At 70.3% G+C, this 15,327-nt stretch carries 17 protein-coding genes; 5 read left to right on the forward strand and 12 right to left on the reverse strand.

The features are described 5' to 3' along the window. Nucleotides 1–157: 157 nt before the first annotated feature. The 6 genes from DMC18_RS17425 to ruvC all read right to left on the reverse strand — a co-directional run bounded on the left by DMC18_RS17425 (nt 158) and on the right by ruvC (nt 4,390). Nucleotides 158–679, reverse strand: coding sequence for an ExbD/TolR family protein (locus DMC18_RS17425; RefSeq protein ID WP_110133149.1), 522 nt, complete (start codon nt 677–679; stop codon nt 158–160). A 4-nt stretch (nt 680–683) separates the two neighbouring features. Beyond that, complete coding sequence (gene tolQ, locus DMC18_RS17430) at nt 684–1,382, reverse strand: protein TolQ (protein WP_110118461.1); 699 nt, start codon at nt 1,380–1,382, stop codon at nt 684–686. Nucleotides 1,383–1,518: 136 nt separating this feature from the next. After that, on the reverse strand, nt 1,519–1,971 hold the full coding sequence (locus DMC18_RS17435; protein ID WP_110118462.1) for a YbgC/FadM family acyl-CoA thioesterase: 453 nt from the start codon (nt 1,969–1,971) through the stop codon (nt 1,519–1,521). 151 nt (nt 1,972–2,122) lie between these two features. Further along, entirely contained in the window at nt 2,123–3,172 is a 1,050-nt protein-coding gene (ruvB, locus tag DMC18_RS17440) for a Holliday junction branch migration DNA helicase RuvB (protein WP_110118463.1), read from the reverse strand. A gap of 85 nt (nt 3,173–3,257) precedes the next feature. Continuing rightward, the gene (gene ruvA / locus DMC18_RS17445) at nt 3,258–3,878 is read right to left on the reverse strand and encodes a Holliday junction branch migration protein RuvA (protein WP_110133150.1); all 621 of its coding nucleotides are present in this window, start codon (nt 3,876–3,878) and stop codon (nt 3,258–3,260) included. Next, nucleotides 3,875–4,390, reverse strand: a complete 516-nt coding sequence (gene ruvC / locus DMC18_RS17450) for a crossover junction endodeoxyribonuclease RuvC (RefSeq protein ID WP_199228340.1) — start codon at nt 4,388–4,390, stop codon at nt 3,875–3,877. The genes ruvA and ruvC overlap by 4 nt, the downstream gene beginning before the upstream one ends. A gap of 147 nt (nt 4,391–4,537) precedes the next feature. On the opposite strand from ruvC, the gene DMC18_RS17455 reads away from it, so the two are divergent. After that, on the forward strand, nt 4,538–5,968 hold the full coding sequence (locus tag DMC18_RS17455; RefSeq protein WP_370443990.1) for a M20/M25/M40 family metallo-hydrolase: 1,431 nt from the start codon (nt 4,538–4,540) through the stop codon (nt 5,966–5,968). Between the two features lie 133 nt (nt 5,969–6,101). Here DMC18_RS17455 and DMC18_RS17460 read toward each other — a convergent pair whose 3' ends face one another. Continuing rightward, the gene (locus DMC18_RS17460; RefSeq protein ID WP_110118466.1) at nt 6,102–6,713 is read right to left on the reverse strand and encodes a glutathione S-transferase family protein; all 612 of its coding nucleotides are present in this window, start codon (nt 6,711–6,713) and stop codon (nt 6,102–6,104) included. A 119-nt stretch (nt 6,714–6,832) separates the two neighbouring features. Between DMC18_RS17460 and DMC18_RS17465 the strand changes: the two genes are divergently transcribed. After that, complete coding sequence (locus DMC18_RS17465) at nt 6,833–7,297, forward strand: Lrp/AsnC family transcriptional regulator (protein ID WP_110118467.1); 465 nt, start codon at nt 6,833–6,835, stop codon at nt 7,295–7,297. Here DMC18_RS17465 and DMC18_RS17470 read toward each other — a convergent pair. The 4 genes from DMC18_RS17470 to DMC18_RS17485 all read right to left on the reverse strand — a co-directional run bounded on the left by DMC18_RS17470 (nt 7,294) and on the right by DMC18_RS17485 (nt 9,867). Beyond that, on the reverse strand, nt 7,294–8,226 hold the full coding sequence (locus DMC18_RS17470) for a nucleoside hydrolase (RefSeq protein ID WP_110118477.1): 933 nt from the start codon (nt 8,224–8,226) through the stop codon (nt 7,294–7,296). The two genes, DMC18_RS17465 and DMC18_RS17470, sit on opposite strands and share 4 nt — an antisense overlap. A 52-nt stretch (nt 8,227–8,278) precedes the next feature. Further along, nucleotides 8,279–8,971 (reverse strand): MgtC/SapB family protein, encoded by a 693-nt coding sequence (locus tag DMC18_RS17475; RefSeq protein WP_110118468.1) that lies wholly within the window; start codon nt 8,969–8,971, stop codon nt 8,279–8,281. Between the two features lie 228 nt (nt 8,972–9,199). Then, nucleotides 9,200–9,385: a hypothetical protein gene (locus DMC18_RS17480; protein WP_146218110.1), complete on the reverse strand. Its 186-nt coding sequence runs from the start codon at nt 9,383–9,385 to the stop codon at nt 9,200–9,202. A 101-nt stretch (nt 9,386–9,486) separates the two neighbouring features. Further along, on the reverse strand, nt 9,487–9,867 hold the full coding sequence (locus DMC18_RS17485; RefSeq protein WP_110118470.1) for a hypothetical protein: 381 nt from the start codon (nt 9,865–9,867) through the stop codon (nt 9,487–9,489). 225 nt (nt 9,868–10,092) lie between these two features. On the opposite strand from DMC18_RS17485, the gene DMC18_RS17490 reads away from it, so the two are divergent. Together DMC18_RS17490 and DMC18_RS17495 are read left to right on the forward strand one after the other, a co-directional pair. After that, the gene (locus tag DMC18_RS17490; protein WP_110118471.1) at nt 10,093–10,563 is read left to right on the forward strand and encodes a chemotaxis protein CheW; all 471 of its coding nucleotides are present in this window, start codon (nt 10,093–10,095) and stop codon (nt 10,561–10,563) included. A gap of 92 nt (nt 10,564–10,655) precedes the next feature. Beyond that, nucleotides 10,656–11,753, forward strand: a complete 1,098-nt coding sequence (locus DMC18_RS17495; protein WP_110118472.1) for a Zn-dependent alcohol dehydrogenase — start codon at nt 10,656–10,658, stop codon at nt 11,751–11,753. Nucleotides 11,754–11,790: 37 nt separating this feature from the next. On the opposite strand, the gene DMC18_RS17500 is transcribed toward DMC18_RS17495, so the two are convergent. Further along, nucleotides 11,791–12,669, reverse strand: a complete 879-nt coding sequence (locus DMC18_RS17500; RefSeq protein ID WP_110118478.1) for a DMT family transporter — start codon at nt 12,667–12,669, stop codon at nt 11,791–11,793. A 224-nt stretch (nt 12,670–12,893) separates the two neighbouring features. Between DMC18_RS17500 and DMC18_RS17505 the strand changes: the two genes are divergently transcribed. After that, entirely contained in the window at nt 12,894–14,984 is a 2,091-nt protein-coding gene (locus DMC18_RS17505; RefSeq protein ID WP_110118473.1) for a phosphocholine-specific phospholipase C, read from the forward strand. Nucleotides 14,985–15,327: the final 343 nt, after the last annotated feature.

Consider the following 15,327-nt stretch of genomic DNA (forward strand, 5'->3'; position numbering starts at 1 on the left):
GGTCACCGGCACGCTCTCGCCGATGACGATCGGCTTGGAGGTCTTCCACGGCCAGCCGATCATCACCGCCGCCACGACCAGGCCGTGGAGGACGACGGAGCCGATCAGCGCCGGCGACAGGTTGTTGCGTTCCTCGCGCATCAGCCTTGAATGGTCCTCACTGGGCCGGACGCAGGTCGTCGCCGCCGGTGGGCTGCGCGTCCCGCGGCGCGGCGCCCGAGTCGGGTCCGCCGGTGTCGGTGAGCAGGTTGATCTTGGTGAAGCCGGCCTTCGACAGGGCGGCCATCACCTGGGCGACCACCTCGTAGGGCGCCTTGCCGTCGGCGCGGACATAGATCGGCTTGTCGGTGGCGTCGCCGGCCTTGGCCGTGACCACGCTGGCGAAGTCGGCGAACGGGGCCTGGTCCTCGCCGATGAACACCGCGCCGTCGTGGCGGACCGACACGGTGATCGGCTCCTGCTCGTTCTTCAGCGCGCCGGCCTCGGTCTTGGGCAGTTCGAGCTCGACGCCCGAGGTCAGCAGCGGGGCGCTGATCATGAAGATGATCAGCAGCACCAGCATCACGTCGACCAGCGGGGTGACGTTGATTTCGGACAGTGCGCCCTTGCCGCGCCGGCGGCGGCGACGGCCCCGGCCGCCGCCCGAGGTGGCGAAGGCGTCGTTCGAAGACATCGCCATCGGATCAGACCCGCTCGCTCAGGCGACGCTGGATGGCCGTGGACAGGTCGTCGGCGAAGTTCTCCAGGCGGCCGGCGTACTTGCCCGCGTCGGTCGAGAACTTGTTGTAGGCGATGTAGGCCGGGATGGCGGCGATCAGGCCGATGGCGGTGGCGAACAGGGCCTCGGCGATCGACGGGGCGACCACGGTCAGCGAGGTGTTCTTGGCCGCGGCGATGCTCTGGAAGGCGTGCATGATGCCCCAGACCGTGCCGAACAGGCCGACGAACGGCGAGGCGGTGGCGACGATGGCCAGGCTGCCCAGGCCCTCTTCGGCCTTGGCGCTCTCGCGGGCGATCTGGGTGTCGAGCACGCGGTCGATGCGCTGGCTCAGCAGGGCCACCTGGCCCTCGCTCTGCACGCCCTTGGCTTTCGCTTCGCTCCATTCCTTCAGCGCCGCCTGCAGCATGCGCGGCAGGGCGTGGCGCGGGTTCGACCCGGCTTCGCCCGCGACGTCCTCCAGCGAGCGGCCCGAACCGACCTGCTCCTCGAAGCGGTCGGCGGCGCGGTTGAGGGCGGAGAAGCGGAACAGCTTGTCGAGAATGACGGCCCACGAACCCAGCGAGGCCAGGATCAGCCCGATCATCACCAGCTTGACCACCCAGTCGGCGTTCATGAACAGCGTGATGAAGGAGAAGCTTTGCGCGCTGGCGGCGGCGTCCATGCGGTATCCTGCGTCAGTCTAGAAGTGATTGGTCAGCGCCTTACTGCATGAAGCGGCGCAATGTTGAAACTATGACGTCGCTACGGACGGCCCATTTTTCGACGATCGGCGATCTGCATTTGCGCGATGGGCGCCGTCAGCCTTCTTCCGGCACGAGCCAGGGGGTCACCTTGGCGGTCATCTCGGCCGAGGGCTTGCGGGGGCGGCCGTCCAGCGTGATGCAGACGGCCTCGACATTGGCGGCGCAGACCAGGTCCTCCCCCCGCGTGATCCATTGCCGAGCCAGAAGGCGCACGCCCTTGATCCGGTTCCACACCGTGTGCACCACCAGGGCGTCGTCGACCCTTGCGGCGCGCTTGAAGTCGATCTCCATGCGGGTGATGGCGAAGGCCGTGTCGATGGCCGCCAGCTCGGTGTGCGACACCCCGATCATCCGGAAGAAGTCGCTGCGCCCGCGCTCGAAGTAGCGCAGGTAGTTGGCGTGATAGACGATCCCCGAGAAGTCGGTGTCCTCGTAGTAGATCCGGACGGGCAGCTGGTGCTCGGTCCCGACGAAGACGCCGGCGGTGGGTTCGGGAAGATTGGTCATTGCGCGCCTCCAACCCCCTCTCCCAGAGGGAGAGGGAGGGGCCCATGCGGAGCATGGGAGGGTGAGGGGGTAAGGCGGTCGAGGGCGAAACCCCTCATCCTCCCACGCCCTGCGGGCGCGGGCCCCTCCTTCTCCCTCAGGGAGAAGGACTTCAAGCGTCATCCCCGAACAGCCCGCCCTGCGTCGATGACGGCGGGGCGGCGGGCGGGGTGAGGCCCAGGTGCAGATAGGCCTTGCCGCAGGCCATGCGGCCGCGCGGGGTGCGCTGGATGAAGCCCTGCTGCATCAGGTAGGGCTCGATCACGTCTTCCACCGCGTCGCGGGCCTCGGCGATGGCGTAGGCGATGGTCTCCACGCCGACCGGCCCGCCGCCGTAGTGCTCGATCATGGCCCGCAGATAGCGGCGGTCGAGGCTGTCGAGGCCGCTCTCGTCGACCTCCAACCTCGCCAGGGCCATTCCCGCGGCCTTGCGGTCGATGACCTCGGCGCCGTCGGCGGTGGCGAAGTCGCGCACCCGGCGCAGCAGGCGGCCGGCGACGCGCGGCGTGCCGCGGGCGCGCTTGGCGATCTCGTCGGCCCCGTCTTCGGACAGCGGCGCGCTCATCTTGCGGGCGGCGTGCAGCAGCACGTGGCGCAGCTCGCGCGGGGTGTAGAACTCCAGCCGCACCGGAATGCCGAAGCGGTCGCGCAGAGGGGTGGCCAGCATGCCGGCCCGGGTCGTGGCCGCCACCAGGGTGAAGGGGGCGAGATCGATGCGGATCGAGCGGGCCGACGGCCCCTCGCCGATCACCAGGTCGAGCACGTGGTCCTCCATCGCCGGATAGAGGATCTCCTCGACATTGGACGACAGCCGGTGGATCTCGTCGATGAACAGGACGTCGTTGGGCTCGAGATTGGTCAGGATGGCCGCCAGGTCGCCGGGCTTGTTCAGCACCGGGCCGGAGGTGGCGCGGAAGTTCACGCCCAGCTCGCGGGCGACGATCTGGGCCAGGGTGGTCTTGCCCAGGCCCGGCGGGCCGAACAGCAGCACGTGGTCCAGGGACTCGCCCCGCCCCTTGGCCGCCTCGATGAAGATCCGCAGATTGGCCTTGGCCTGCTCCTGGCCGACGAACTCGGCCAGGGTCTGGGGCCGCATGGCGCGGTCGGTCGCGCCGGGGATCTGCTCGCCGTGCTGGGCTTCGCCGGAGATGATGCGGGTCATGCTGCGCAGGCCCCCTCAGTCGCTCCGCGACAGCTCCCCCAGGGGGGGAGGTGGCCCGGAGGGCCGGAGGGGGTAGCGCAGGCCCTCATCGCCCCAGCTCCTGCAAGCCCGCCTTGATCAGCGCCTGCACGGACGCCTCTTCGCCCAGCTTCGCCGCGGCGGCCTCGACCACGCGGCGGGCGTTCACTTCGGCGACGCCCAGGCCCATCAGGGCGGCGACGGCGTCGCCGGTGGCGGCGGGCTTGGCGGGGGCGGACGGGGCCGAGGCGGCGGAGGGCGCGGCCATCAGCACCGGCCCGTCGGTGATCGGCTTGCCCTTCAGCTCGGTGACGATGCGCAGGGCGAGCTTGGGACCCACGCCGTTGGCGCGGCCGACGGCGGCCTTGTCTTCACGGGCGACCGCCGAGGCCAGCTCGCCCGGCGACAGCACGTCGAGCACGGCCATGGCGGCCTTGGGCCCGACGCCCTGGATCGCCTGCAGCAGCACGAAGGCGCGGCGGTCGTCGCGGGTGAGGAAGCCGTAGAGCCGCAGGCCCTGGCTTTCGCTCCACTGGCTTTCGATGTGGAGCAGCGTCTCCTCGCCCAGGGCCGGCAGGCGCTGGAGGGCGCGCTGGCCGCAGCGGACGAGATAGCCGACGCCCATGACGTCGATCAGGGCCTCTTCCTCGCCGACCTCAGCGACGGCGCCGCGCAGGCGACCAATCATGCGACTCTCCTCGCCGTTCGGGCGTGGGCGTGGGCGATGGCGACGGCGAGGGCGTCGGCGGCGTCGGCCGTGGGCGAGCCGGCGGTCGGCAGCAGGCGGGCGATCATGAAGGCGACCTGGGCCTTGTCGGCCGCGCCGGTGCCCACCACCGCCTTCTTGACCACGGGGGCGGAATATTCGGCGACCAGCAGCCCGGCGCGGGCCGGGGCGATCATCGAGGCGGCACGGGCGTGGCCCAGCTTCAGCGTCGACTGGGCGTTGGTGTTGACGAAGGTCTCTTCCACCGCCGCCTCGTCGGGGGCGTGCTGGTCGATCACCGCGCAGACGCCCTCGAACAGGGTCAGCAGCCGGTCGGAGAAGGCGGCCTTCTCGTCGGGAACGATGACGCCGTGGGCGATGTGGGTGATGCGCGAGCCGGCCACGCCGATCACGCCCCAGCCGGTTCGGCGGAGGCCCGGATCGAGGCCGAGGATGCGCAAGGGGCGATTCGCGTTCATCATGTGTTCTCGCAGTGTCGCCGGTTCCTGTCGCCAGGAAAAGCCGCGTCATCCTTAAGCACGGGTTAACGCCAGGCCCCGGTTTTCGCGCATGTGGCTTGCGCCCGGACGCGAAGCCCGCTCCTGTTCCGGCCACGTTTTACGACACTTGAAGGTCGGACCATGCGCCTGAAGGCCCTTTTCGCCACCACCGCGGCCCTCGCCGCCCTTCCCGTCCTGGCCCACGCCCAGCCGACGCCGGGCCCTCAGGTCACGCCGCGCCCCGACCAGAGCGCCTTCCGGGCGCTCTACAAGGAGCTGGTCGAGATCGACACCACCCTCTCCAAGGGCAGCTGCACGGCGGCCGCCGAGGCGATGGGCGCGCGCCTGAAGGCGGCCGGCTACGCCGACGCCGACGTGCAGGTTGTGGTCGAGCCCAAGCATCCGCGCGAGGGCAGCCTGGTCGCCGTGCTGCGCGGGAGCGATCCGAAGTCCAAGCCGATCCTGCTGCTGGCCCACATCGACGTGGTCGAGGCCAAGCGCGAGGACTGGACGCGCGATCCGTTCACCCTGGTCGAGGAGAACGGCTACTTCTACGGACGCGGCACGTCGGACGACAAGGCCCAGGCCGCCATCTGGGCCGACACCCTGGTCCGCCTGAAGCAGAGCGGCTTCAAGCCCAAGCGCGACATCAAGATGGCCCTGACCTGCGGCGAGGAGAGCGAGGGCTACAACGGCATCGAGGACCTGGTGAAGAACCACCGTCCGCTGGTCGACGCCGAGTTCGCGCTGAACGAAGGCGCCGACGGCATGCTGGACGAGACCGGCAAGGCCGTGGTGCTCGAGGTCCAGGCCGGCGAGAAGGTCTATCAGGACTTCACCCTGACCGTGACCAACCCCGGCGGTCACTCCAGCCGCCCCGGGCCGGCCAACGCCATCTACCAGCTGTCGGCGGCGCTGGACCGCATCGGCGCGTATCACTTCCCGACCCGCTTCAACGACGCCACGCGCGGCTACTTCACCCAGATGCAGGGGCGCGTGCCGGCCGAGCAGGCCGCGGCGATGAAGGCCCTGGTCGCCGATGTCGCCGATCCCGAGGCGCTGAAGGTGATCACCAAGGACGCCGGCTGGAACTCGATGCTGCGCACCACGTGTGTCGCCACCATGGTCAGCGCCGGCCACGCGCCCAACGCCCTGCCCCAGCGCGCCACCGCCAACGTCAACTGCCGCATCCTGCCGGGCACGCCGGTCGATGAGGTGAAGGCCAAGCTGACCGAGCTGGCCGCCGATCCGGCCGTCGCCGTGACCCTGGCCCACGAGGCCAAGCCCGCCTCGCCGCCCCCGGCCCTGACGCCCGCCATCATGGGCCCGATCCAGAAGGAAGCCGCCAAGCTGTGGCCCGGCGTGCCGATCGTGCCGATTCTGCTGACCGGCGCCACCGACGGCGTGCACACCAACGCCGCTGGCATCCCGACCTATGGCGTCAGCGGGCTGTTCGGAAACTCAGACGGCGACGGCGTGCACGGCCTCAACGAGCGCATGCGCGTGAAGTCGCTCTATGACGGGCGGGACTTCCTCTACGCGCTGGTCAAGGACTACGCGGGCGGGAAGTAACGCCTTCCCACATCCGTAAAACCCCCGCGAAAGCGGGGGCCCAGGTGTTTTATCGTTGAGCGCCCCGCGTTTCAGAAAAGCCTGGGTCCCCCGCTTTCGCGGGGATTTTACGGGGGAGAGGCGGCGCGGCCCTCTAGTGCATGGGCGCGGCCTTGAAGGCCTCGATCCCCTCGGCCCGCGCCGCCAGGGCGGCCAGCTTCGGACAGGCGGCCGGGTCGGCGGCGTCGGGCAGGATGTCACGCGCGAAGCCCCAGGCCACGGCGGCCGTGACGTCGGCCTGCATCGGCCGCGCGCCCAGCAGCCAGCCGTCCGCGACCATTTCGTCCTCCAGCAGGCGCCAGGCGTGGGCCAGCTGGCCGCGCACCCGGTCGATCCACGGCGCGTGCTGCTTTTCCGCCGGACGCAGATTGAACTCGTAGACCAGCTGCACGGTCTTCTCGCAGGCGGCCAGGGCCAGGCCGACGATGCGCAGCGACCGCACCTGCTCGGCCAGGGCCCGCGGCTCCAGGCTCCGCTCCGCCGGCGCCAGCCGCTCCAGGTGTTGCAGGATCAGGGTGGAGTCCATCAGCACCGCCCCCTCGTCCGTGACCAGGGTCGGCGCCTTGACCACCGGATTGACGGCCGCGAAGGCGTCGTAGTGGCGGAACACCGACACAGGCTCATGCGCATAGGGCAGGCCCAGCAGCTCCAGCGACACGGCTGTCCGCCGCACATAGGGCGAATCCAGCATTCCGATCAGGCGCATCCGGCGGCCTCCAAGGACGATCGGCGCAGATTGCCGTCGGCAGGTCCAAAAGGGCATGGCAAGTCATCGGCCAAAGCGCGATCCTGCCGATGACTTCAAGGCGAAGGAGCGATTTTCCCATGAGCGCAGCGCTGGACGCCAAGGACCTGGCCATCCTCAAGGCCCTGCAGGCCGACGGCCGCGCCTCGCTGTCCGACCTCGGACGCCGGATCGGCCTGTCGCAGCCGGCCATGTCCGAACGGGTCCGGCGGCTGGAGGAGCGCGGCGTCATCACCGGCTATGGCGCGCGCATCGACCCGCAGGCCCTGGGCCTGGTGATGAGCGCCTTCATCCGGCTGAAGACCACGCACGAGCACATCCGCGCCTGCCTGGAGCAGTTCGCCCGCCTTCCGCAGATCGTCGAGGTCCACCGCGTCACCGGCGACGACTGCTTCGTGCTGAAGGCGCTGGTCGCCGCGCCGGGCGACCTGGCCGTGATCGTCGACTCCATCGGCCGCTTCGGGCCGGTGACGACCTCGGTGGTGCTGAAGAGCGAAACGCCGCGACCTCTGGACAGGGCGCTGATCGCCAGCGCCAGGCCCTAGGCCCCCGCCATCTCCACCCAGCCGAACAGGGCCTTGAGGATCAGGGCCCGCACCGCCGGGGCGTCCACCGAGACGCAGACCTCGGCGTTGGGTTCGCCGTCGACGCGTTCGATGCGGCCCTGGCGGTCGCCGTCCAGCACCACCCGCAGGCGGGCCGGCTCGAAGGCGAAGGCTTCGGGGGAAACCAGGCTTGCGGCGGCGACGGCGTCGTGGGGGTGGCAGCCCTCCGCGCCCCAGGCCTTCTGGTGGAAGGCGATGTAGGGGCCGGCCGCGCGGGTCAGGCGCGCCGACAGCGGACTGCCGCAGCAGCGGGCGCCGCTGTCGAGCTCGGCGGCGGTGATGGTCACCAGGCTGGTGACGTCCAGCGGCACGAGGCGCGGCTTGACGCCGGCCTCCAGGATCCGGGCCAGGGCCTCGGGATCGCTCCAGCTGTTGAAGTCGGCGCCGCCGGCGGCCTTGCCCTGCACGGAAAAGGCTCCGGCCATGATCGTCGGCGACCAGTTGCGGAAGGCGGCCGGATCGTCGAGCAGGCCCAGGGCCAGGTTGGTCAGCGGTCCCAGGAACAGGCCCTTCACCCGCCGGCGCGCCAGGAAGGCCAGCAGGCTGACCCCATGGCCGCGATCCAGCTCCGGCAGTTTCCAGCGCTGAGAGAAGCCGGCGCCGTTGAGGCCGTCGGGGCCGTGGGCCGGGCGCATCCGCTCGACCCGCCGCCGGGCCAGGCCCGCGCCGGCGCCGATATAGACCTCGGCCGGACAGCCCGCGAGGCGCAGCACCCCGCGCGCATTGGCGGCGGCCTGGTCGACATAGGTGTTGCCGAACACGGCCGAGACGGTGCCCACCTCGACGACGTCGCGGGCCCGCGCCAGCAGCGCCAGGGCCAGGGCGTCGTCCACGCCGCAGTCGGTGTCGATGTGCAGACGAAGCGCCATGCCGGGATCATAGCGCATGCACGTGACGCGGGAAGTCGTCGGCGAGCGCGGTTCAGTCCTTTCTGGGCAGAATGTCGAACTCGACGACGCGCTCGTCGCCCTCCAGGTGGCGGGCCAGTTCGCCCAGCCTCAACGCGCCCTTGCCGGAGAACGGACCGGACAGCTCGAACAGCGTTCCGCCCTCGATCAGGCGCTGGTTGATGCGGCCGCCTTCCAGCTCGTAGCCGGCCAGCAGGCCGCGCAGCTCGCCCTCGTCGACCAGGGCGTCGCGGCGGAAGCGCACGGCGATCTCGGCGTAGTTCTTCTGCGGCATGCGGCGATCGAGCCAGCGGGCGGCGCTGAGCACCACGACGCTGAGCACGGTCCCGGCGATGGCCAGGTCGTACAGCGCCATGCCGAACAGCATGCCCAGCGCCGCGGTGATCCACAGCGAGGCGGCCGTGGTCAGGCCGTGCACCGACACCCCCTGCTGGAAGATCACCCCGCCGCAGAGAAAGCCGACCCCGGTCAGCACGCCGTGGGCCATGCGGACGGGGTCGATGCGCACCGTCTCCAGCGGCGTGTCCCCCATCCACTTCAGCTGGTGCACGGCCGCCAGCATCAGCAGGGCCGAGGCCAGCGAGACCAGCATGTGGGTGCGCAGGCCCGCCGGCCGCGAGCGGTACTCGCGCTCGAACCCCACCGCGCCGCCGGCGGCCAGGGCGCCCAGAACGGGCAGGATGTAGTGCAGGGAGACGGCGTCCATGGAGGCTGAACGGTCAAGCCGGGCGGCTGGTTCGCCCCGCCCTCAAGGCTCCCGCCAAGGCCCTTCCGCCTCCAACGGGGGGAAGAGGCGGAAGGAACCCCGGCTCGCCCGCCTCCTGGCGGGGGACGGATCCGGCGGGCGCGCGGCTGGACGGCCCGGAGGACGGACCGTCGCCATGCGCTTAGTTACGGAGGCGATCGCGGGCCGGATGCGCGTCGCGATGAAAACCTAGCCCAGCCCATTGACCATCGCGCGCAGGCGGCGGGCGACGTCCTGGGGGCGGTCGGCGATCTGGTCGAACAGGGCCTGGACCTCGGCCTCCTCGAAGCCGGCGGCGCGCAGGGTGCGCCAGGCGCCGAGCAGCACGCTCAAGGCCACTTCCTGGCGGTCGGGAATGGTGACGGCGGCGGACATGGCGGAGGCCTCCTGGACAGCGGGGACGGCCACAATGTTCATTTTTTGTTCTCAATGACAAGCCCCGGCGCCGAGGGACGGCGCCGGGGCTACGTCATGCCCTAGCGGCAGACGGTGCGTTCGTAGACCGAGCCGCTGCGACGGTCGTACTCGCGGGTGGTCCAGCAGTCGTCGCGGCGATAGCGCGGACCGTCGTCATAGCCGTAGCCGTAGTAGCGCGGCGGCGGGGGCGGCAGATAATCGTAGCCATAGCCGTAGGCCGGGCGGCGATAGCGCGGGCGGTCGTTGTTGATCGACGAGCCGATCGCCAGGCCGACGATGCCGCCGATCACGGCGGCGGCGGCCACGTCGCCGCTATCGCGGCCGTGGTTGCGGTGGCGGCGCCAGTCGTCGGCCGAGGCCTGGGTGCTGGCGGCGATCATGGTCAGGGCGGCGAGGCCGGCGGCCACGCCGCCGACGGTCTTGAGCGGTTTGAAAGCCATGTCGGCCTCCTTCGAAAAAGCTTGTCCCAAGCCTGGGCCCGCGCGCCTGAACCTCACCTGAACGCGGCTGTCAGACAGACGGAGCCGCACGAGGTGGGCCATTTCGTCGCAGGCCCGCCGCGCGGTCAGCGCGGCCGAAACGCCTTTTTTGTTCACCTTTCCGCGCGATCATGGCTTCCGAACGCGGCCAGAAGGCCGTCGACGCGACGAAGGCGGACGAAAGCGATGTCGAACAACAACACGGCCTACACCCCCGGCGAAGCCCTGCAGGTTCTGTCGTTCGAAGTGGGCGCCCAGACCTACTGCGTGCCGGTCGGCACGGTTCGCGAGATCCGCGGCGTCACGCCCCCCACCCCGCTGCCCGACGCCCCGCCGCACGTGCGCGGCGTCATCAACCTGCGCGGCCAGGTGATGCCGGTCATCGACCTGTCGGCCCGCCTCGGCAAGGGTCCGGCCCAGGACGGCCCGCGCCAGGTGATCATCGTCGTCGAGAACGGCCGCGACGTCGCCGGCCTGCTGGTCGACGCGGTGTGCGACAGCTTCATCGTCGAAGCCAGCCAGATCAGCCCGCCGCCGTCGGTCGGCGACGAGGCCTCGGCCCTGGTCTCGGCCGTGATCACCACCGACACCACCATGGTGGTGCTGCTGACCGTCGACGCCATCCTGCCCGAGCGCCCGATCGCCATCGCGGCGTAGGCGACACTTCAAACAAATGTTTCGATAGCCTCTTCCGCTCGCCCCTCCGCCGGGGCTAGGGTCTCCGCAACCATAAGGCGGGAGACGAGCGGATGAAGGCGGCGGTGCTGCGCGAGGTGGGCAAGCCCCTCGTCATCGAGGACGTGGCCATCGGCAAGCCGGGCCCGCGCGAGGTCCTGATCCGCACCAAGGCCGCGGGCGTCTGCCACTCCGACCTGCACTTCGTCGAAGGCTCCTACCCCCATCCCCTGCCCGCCGTGCTGGGCCACGAGAGCGCCGGGATCGTCGAGGCGGTCGGCGACGAGGTGCGCACGGTCAAGGTCGGCGACCACGTCATCACCTGCCTGTCGGTCTATTGCGGCCATTGCGAGGTCTGCCTCACCGGCCACATGAGCCTGTGCACCAGCTCGGAGACCAAGCGGCCCAAGGGCGGCGAGCCGCGCCTCTTCAAGGAAGACCTGAACGGGGGCCGAGGGCCGATGGCCCAGTTCCTGAACCTGTCGTCCTTCGCCGAGCTGATGCTGGTGCACGAGCATGCGTGCGTCGCCATCCGCAAGGACATGCCGTTCGACCGCGCCGCCCTGATCGGCTGCTCGGTGACCACCGGCATCGGGGCGGTGATCCATACGTCCAAGGTCCAGCCGGGCGAGACCGTGGCCGTGATCGGCTGCGGCGGGGTGGGCCTGGCCACGATCAACGGCGCGGCCATCGCCGGCGCCGGCCGCATCATCGCCATCGACCGCCAGCCCTCGAAGCTGGCCCTGGCCCGCACCTTCGGGGCCACGGACGTGATCGACGCCAACGACGGCGACGTGGTCAAGCAGGTGCAGGAACTGACCGGCGGCGGCGTGCACCACAGCTTCGAGGCCATCGGCCTGAAGGTCACCGCCGAGCAGTCGTTCAAGATGCTGCGCCGGGGCGGCACGGCCAACATCATCGGCATGATCCCGGTCGGCACCATGATCGAGCTGCACGGCCCCGACTTCCTCGGCGAGAAGAAGATCCAGGGCAGCTACATGGGCTCCAACCGCTTCCCGGTCGACATGCCGCGCTTCGTCGACTTCTACATGAACGGCAAGCTGAAGCTGGACGAACTGATCGCCCGCCGGATCAGGCTGGAAGACGTCAACGACGCCTTCGAGGAGCTCAAGCGCGGCGAACTGGCGCGATCGGTGATCGTGTTCGATTGAGGCGGCTGACCCCTCTCCCATCGGGAGAGGGAGACCGCTACGCCCGCCGCCCCTTGCGCGTCACCAGCCAGATCCCCCCGCAGACCAGGGCCAGGGCGGCGGCGTTCTTCCAGGCCAGCACGGGCTCGTGCAGGAACAGCGCCGACAGCAGCACCCCGAACACCGGGATCAGGAAGTTGAACACCGCCAGCATGCCTACCGGGTTGTGCTTGAGCAGCAGGCTCCACAGGGCGAAGGCGGCCGCCGACAGGCCGGCCATGTAGGCCAGCAGGGCCAGGGAGCGGATGTCGAAGCCTTCCAGCCGGCCGCCGAACGCAAAACCGATGGCCAGCAGCACCGCCCCGCCGACGCCCAGCTGCCAGCCGGTCATGACCATGGCGTCCATCTTCTGCGAGATCGACTTGCCCCAGATCGAGGCGGCCGCCAGCACGAAGGCGGCGATGACCACGAAGCCCTCGCCCAGCAGGGTGAACTCGAAATCGAAGCCCTTTCCGCCCAGGTTCACCGCCAGCACGCCCATGAAGCCCAGCAGGCAGCCCAGCGCCTTGCGCGGGGTCAGGCGGTCGTTGCGGAACAGGAAGTGGGCCAGGATCACGCCGAAGAAGGCGCCGGTGGAATTCATGATCGACGACTTCACGCCGGTCGCGTGGGCCAGGCCGATATAGAAGAACACGTACTGCAGGGTGGTCTGGCCGACGCCGAGCATGGCGACCCTGGCGATCTGGTCCCGCGGCGGGATCAGCGCCTTGCGCGACAGGGCCGCCAGCACCAGCAGGATCGTCCCCGCCGCCACGAACCGCCAGCCGGCGAACAGCATCTGGGTCGCCGTGTCGGTCTTGGCCACGTGCAGCAGGGCGTAGCCGGCCTTCACCGCCGGAAAGGCGCTGCCCCACAGCAGGCAGCACAGCACCGCCATGCCGATGACGAAACGCTTGTCGCTGTAGAGGTCGGTGCGAGGGGACGTCACGGAACGGGCCTTGTCGAAAAAAGCATCGCCGCCCCACGGGAAGCGGGACGGCGATCGGATGCTGTGGCGCGCTTCTAGGCTTCTCATCCCCCCGCTTCAACCGCTCGCTGGTTGTCACGAGACCGCCAAGCGGCGCGTGCTATCGGCGGTGTTCCGCCCACGGGAGAGCCGCCTTGTCCGTCATTGATCGTCGCGGCCTGCTGATGGGCGCGGCCGCCCTGCCCGCGGCCCTCGCCTCGTCGCTGGCCCGCGCCGCCGCCATCGACGCCGACGTCCGCAAGGGCACGATCGAGGACGTCCAGCACGTGGTGATCCTGATGCAGGAGAACCGCAGCTTCGATCACTACTTCGGGACGATGGGCGGGGTGCGCGGCTTTGGCGACCCCTTTCCGGTTCCGGTGCGCGACGCCAAGGGCCGCAAGGACGGCTCGGTCTTCCTGCAGGTCTATGGCCAAGGCGGCGGCCCCGACGTCATCGCGCCCTTTGCGCTGAACACCACCCAGACCTTCGCCCACATGCGGGTGGAGGGCACGCCGCACAGCTGGGCCGACGCCCAGGACGCCTGGGACGAGGGCCGCATGGACCGCTGGCCGGTCGCCAAGCATCCGCACTCCATGGGCTTCTACACGCGGGCCGACATCCCCTTCCAGCATGCGCTGGCCAGCGCCTTCACCCTCTGCGACGCCTATCACTGCTCGACCCAGACGGGCACCAACACCAACCGCCTGTTCCTGTGGACCGGAACCAACGACGGCCTCGCCAAGGCCGGCGGGCCGTCGATCTCCAACTCGCACGACGACTTCGCCGACAAGGGCGGGGCGGCCGAATCCTATGGCTGGACCACCTATCCCGAGCGCCTGCTCGAGGCGGGGGTCAGCTGGCGCATCTACCAGGACATGGCCGACAACTTCACCGACAACCCGCTGGCCGGGTTCAAGGCCTATCGCGACGCCCGGGCCGGGACGCCGGGGTCGGACGCACGGCTGAAGGACCTGGCCCTGACCACCTGGCATCTCGACGGCCTGCGCAAGGACGTCCTGACCCGCCAGCTGCCTTCGGTGTCGTGGATCATCGCCCCGGCCGCCGATTCCGAACACCCCGGGCCGTCCAGCCCGGCCCAGGGCGCGCACTACCTCGCCCGGGTGATCGACACCCTGACCATCGACCCGGAGGCCTGGGCCAGGACGGTGCTGCTGGTGATGTTCGACGAGAACGACGGCTTCTTCGACCACGTCCCGCCGCCGGCCCCGCCCTCCAAGACCGCGAACGGCGCCCTGCTGGGCGGCTCGACGGTCGATACGGCCGGGGAATACCACCTGGTGCGCAACCCGACCGAGGCCAAGGCCGAGCGCGACCACCTGATGGGCCGGCCCTACGGTCTTGGGCCGCGCGTGCCGATGTACGTGATCTCGCCCTGGAGCCGGGGCGGCTTCGTCAACAGCCAGGTCTTCGACCACGGCTCGGTGATCCGCTTCCTGGAGGCGCGGTTCGGTGTGGCCGAGCCCAACATCTCGCCCTGGCGGCGGGCGGTGTGCGGCGACCTGACCTCGTGCTTCGACTTCAAGACCCCCAACACGCGGCCGCAGCCGCCGCTGCCGGAGACGGCGCGGACGGCCCGGCTGGCCGCCACCCTGAAGAAGACCACCATCCCGCCGACGCCGGCGACGCCCTTGGCGCCGATCCAGGAGCCGGGCTTCCGGCCCTCGCGCGCCCTGCCCTACCGGCTGGAGGTCGAGATCGCGATCCGCGACGGCGCCGCCGGCCTGGTGCTGAGCAATCCCGGCGCGGCCGGGGCGGTGCTGCACGTCTATGACCGCCTGCGCCTCGACCAGCCTCCGCGCCGCTACACCCTGGGCGCCGGCGGACGGCTGGAGGACGCCTGGCCGGCGGGTCCCTACGATCTGTGGCTGCTGGGTCCGAACGGCTTCCATCGCGGCTTCGCCGGCGATCCCGGTGACGGGCTGGAGCTGCGGATCACGCCCGCGGCCCACGGCCGCTCGGTCGCGGCGACCCTGATCAACGCAGGCCGCGAACCCCGCACCGTGACCATCGAGGCGGCCAGCATCGCCCCGACCAAGCCCTGGCGCGTCACGCTGGCGGCGGGCGAGACCCAGACCCGCGACTGGCGCACCGATTCCGACTGGTACGACCTGTCGGCCCGCTGCGAGGAAGCGCCGTCGTGGTTCCGGCGCACGGCCGGACGGGCGGAGACGGGCCGGGACTCGATCAGCGATCCGCTGATGGGCCGGGCGGGGCGGCTCTGAATGACCCCTCTTCCATAGGAGAGGGAGGGCCCCGCCGCGCAGCGGTGGGAGGGTGAGAGGTTTCACCCTTCAACCTGCCTCCCTAGGCCCTGTGCCTAGGGTCCAGAGGTCCGCCGCCAAGACCGTAGGCCAGCGCGTGACCACGCTGGCGGCGTTCGTCCGAAAGACGCCGAGCCTGGCTTGACCATGGATCCTCGCCACAAGGGCGAGGAAGGCGGGAATTTATGGACTAGGGCTACTGCCAAAAGGGGCGGCCGCGCTTGCGATCGCGCCTCTTCCGGTGAGTTTGTTACCTCTCACCCTCCCACGCCTTTGGCGTGGGCCCCTCCCTCTCTCAAAGAGA

The sequence above is a fragment of the Caulobacter sp. D5 genome (assembly GCF_003185805.1).
Taxonomy (GTDB): domain Bacteria; phylum Pseudomonadota; class Alphaproteobacteria; order Caulobacterales; family Caulobacteraceae; genus Caulobacter.

Excerpts from the sequence above, each read along its gene's own strand:
- DMC18_RS17470 (WP_110118477.1), bottom strand. The coding sequence starts at position 8,226 with ATGGCGCTTCGTCTGCACATCGACACCGACTGCGGCGTGGACGACGCC.
- tolQ (WP_110118461.1), bottom strand. The coding sequence starts at position 1,382 with ATGGACGCCGCCGCCAGCGCGCAAAGCTTCTCCTTCATCACGCTGTTC.
- DMC18_RS17460 (WP_110118466.1), bottom strand. The coding sequence starts at position 6,713 with ATGCGCCTGATCGGAATGCTGGATTCGCCCTATGTGCGGCGGACAGCC.
- ruvA (WP_110133150.1), bottom strand. The coding sequence starts at position 3,878 with ATGATTGGTCGCCTGCGCGGCGCCGTCGCTGAGGTCGGCGAGGAAGAG.
- DMC18_RS17475 (WP_110118468.1), bottom strand. The coding sequence starts at position 8,971 with ATGGACGCCGTCTCCCTGCACTACATCCTGCCCGTTCTGGGCGCCCTG.
- DMC18_RS17495 (WP_110118472.1), top strand. The coding sequence starts at position 10,656 with ATGAAGGCGGCGGTGCTGCGCGAGGTGGGCAAGCCCCTCGTCATCGAG.
- DMC18_RS17465 (WP_110118467.1), top strand. The coding sequence starts at position 6,833 with ATGAGCGCAGCGCTGGACGCCAAGGACCTGGCCATCCTCAAGGCCCTG.
- DMC18_RS17500 (WP_110118478.1), bottom strand. The coding sequence starts at position 12,669 with ATGGCGGTGCTGTGCTGCCTGCTGTGGGGCAGCGCCTTTCCGGCGGTG.
- DMC18_RS17455 (WP_370443990.1), top strand. The coding sequence starts at position 4,538 with ATGCGCCTGAAGGCCCTTTTCGCCACCACCGCGGCCCTCGCCGCCCTT.
- ruvB (WP_110118463.1), bottom strand. The coding sequence starts at position 3,172 with ATGACCCGCATCATCTCCGGCGAAGCCCAGCACGGCGAGCAGATCCCC.
- DMC18_RS17435 (WP_110118462.1), bottom strand. The coding sequence starts at position 1,971 with ATGACCAATCTTCCCGAACCCACCGCCGGCGTCTTCGTCGGGACCGAG.
- DMC18_RS17480 (WP_146218110.1), bottom strand. The coding sequence starts at position 9,385 with ATGTCCGCCGCCGTCACCATTCCCGACCGCCAGGAAGTGGCCTTGAGC.
- DMC18_RS17490 (WP_110118471.1), top strand. The coding sequence starts at position 10,093 with ATGTCGAACAACAACACGGCCTACACCCCCGGCGAAGCCCTGCAGGTT.
- DMC18_RS17425 (WP_110133149.1), bottom strand. The coding sequence starts at position 679 with ATGGCGATGTCTTCGAACGACGCCTTCGCCACCTCGGGCGGCGGCCGG.
- DMC18_RS17485 (WP_110118470.1), bottom strand. The coding sequence starts at position 9,867 with ATGGCTTTCAAACCGCTCAAGACCGTCGGCGGCGTGGCCGCCGGCCTC.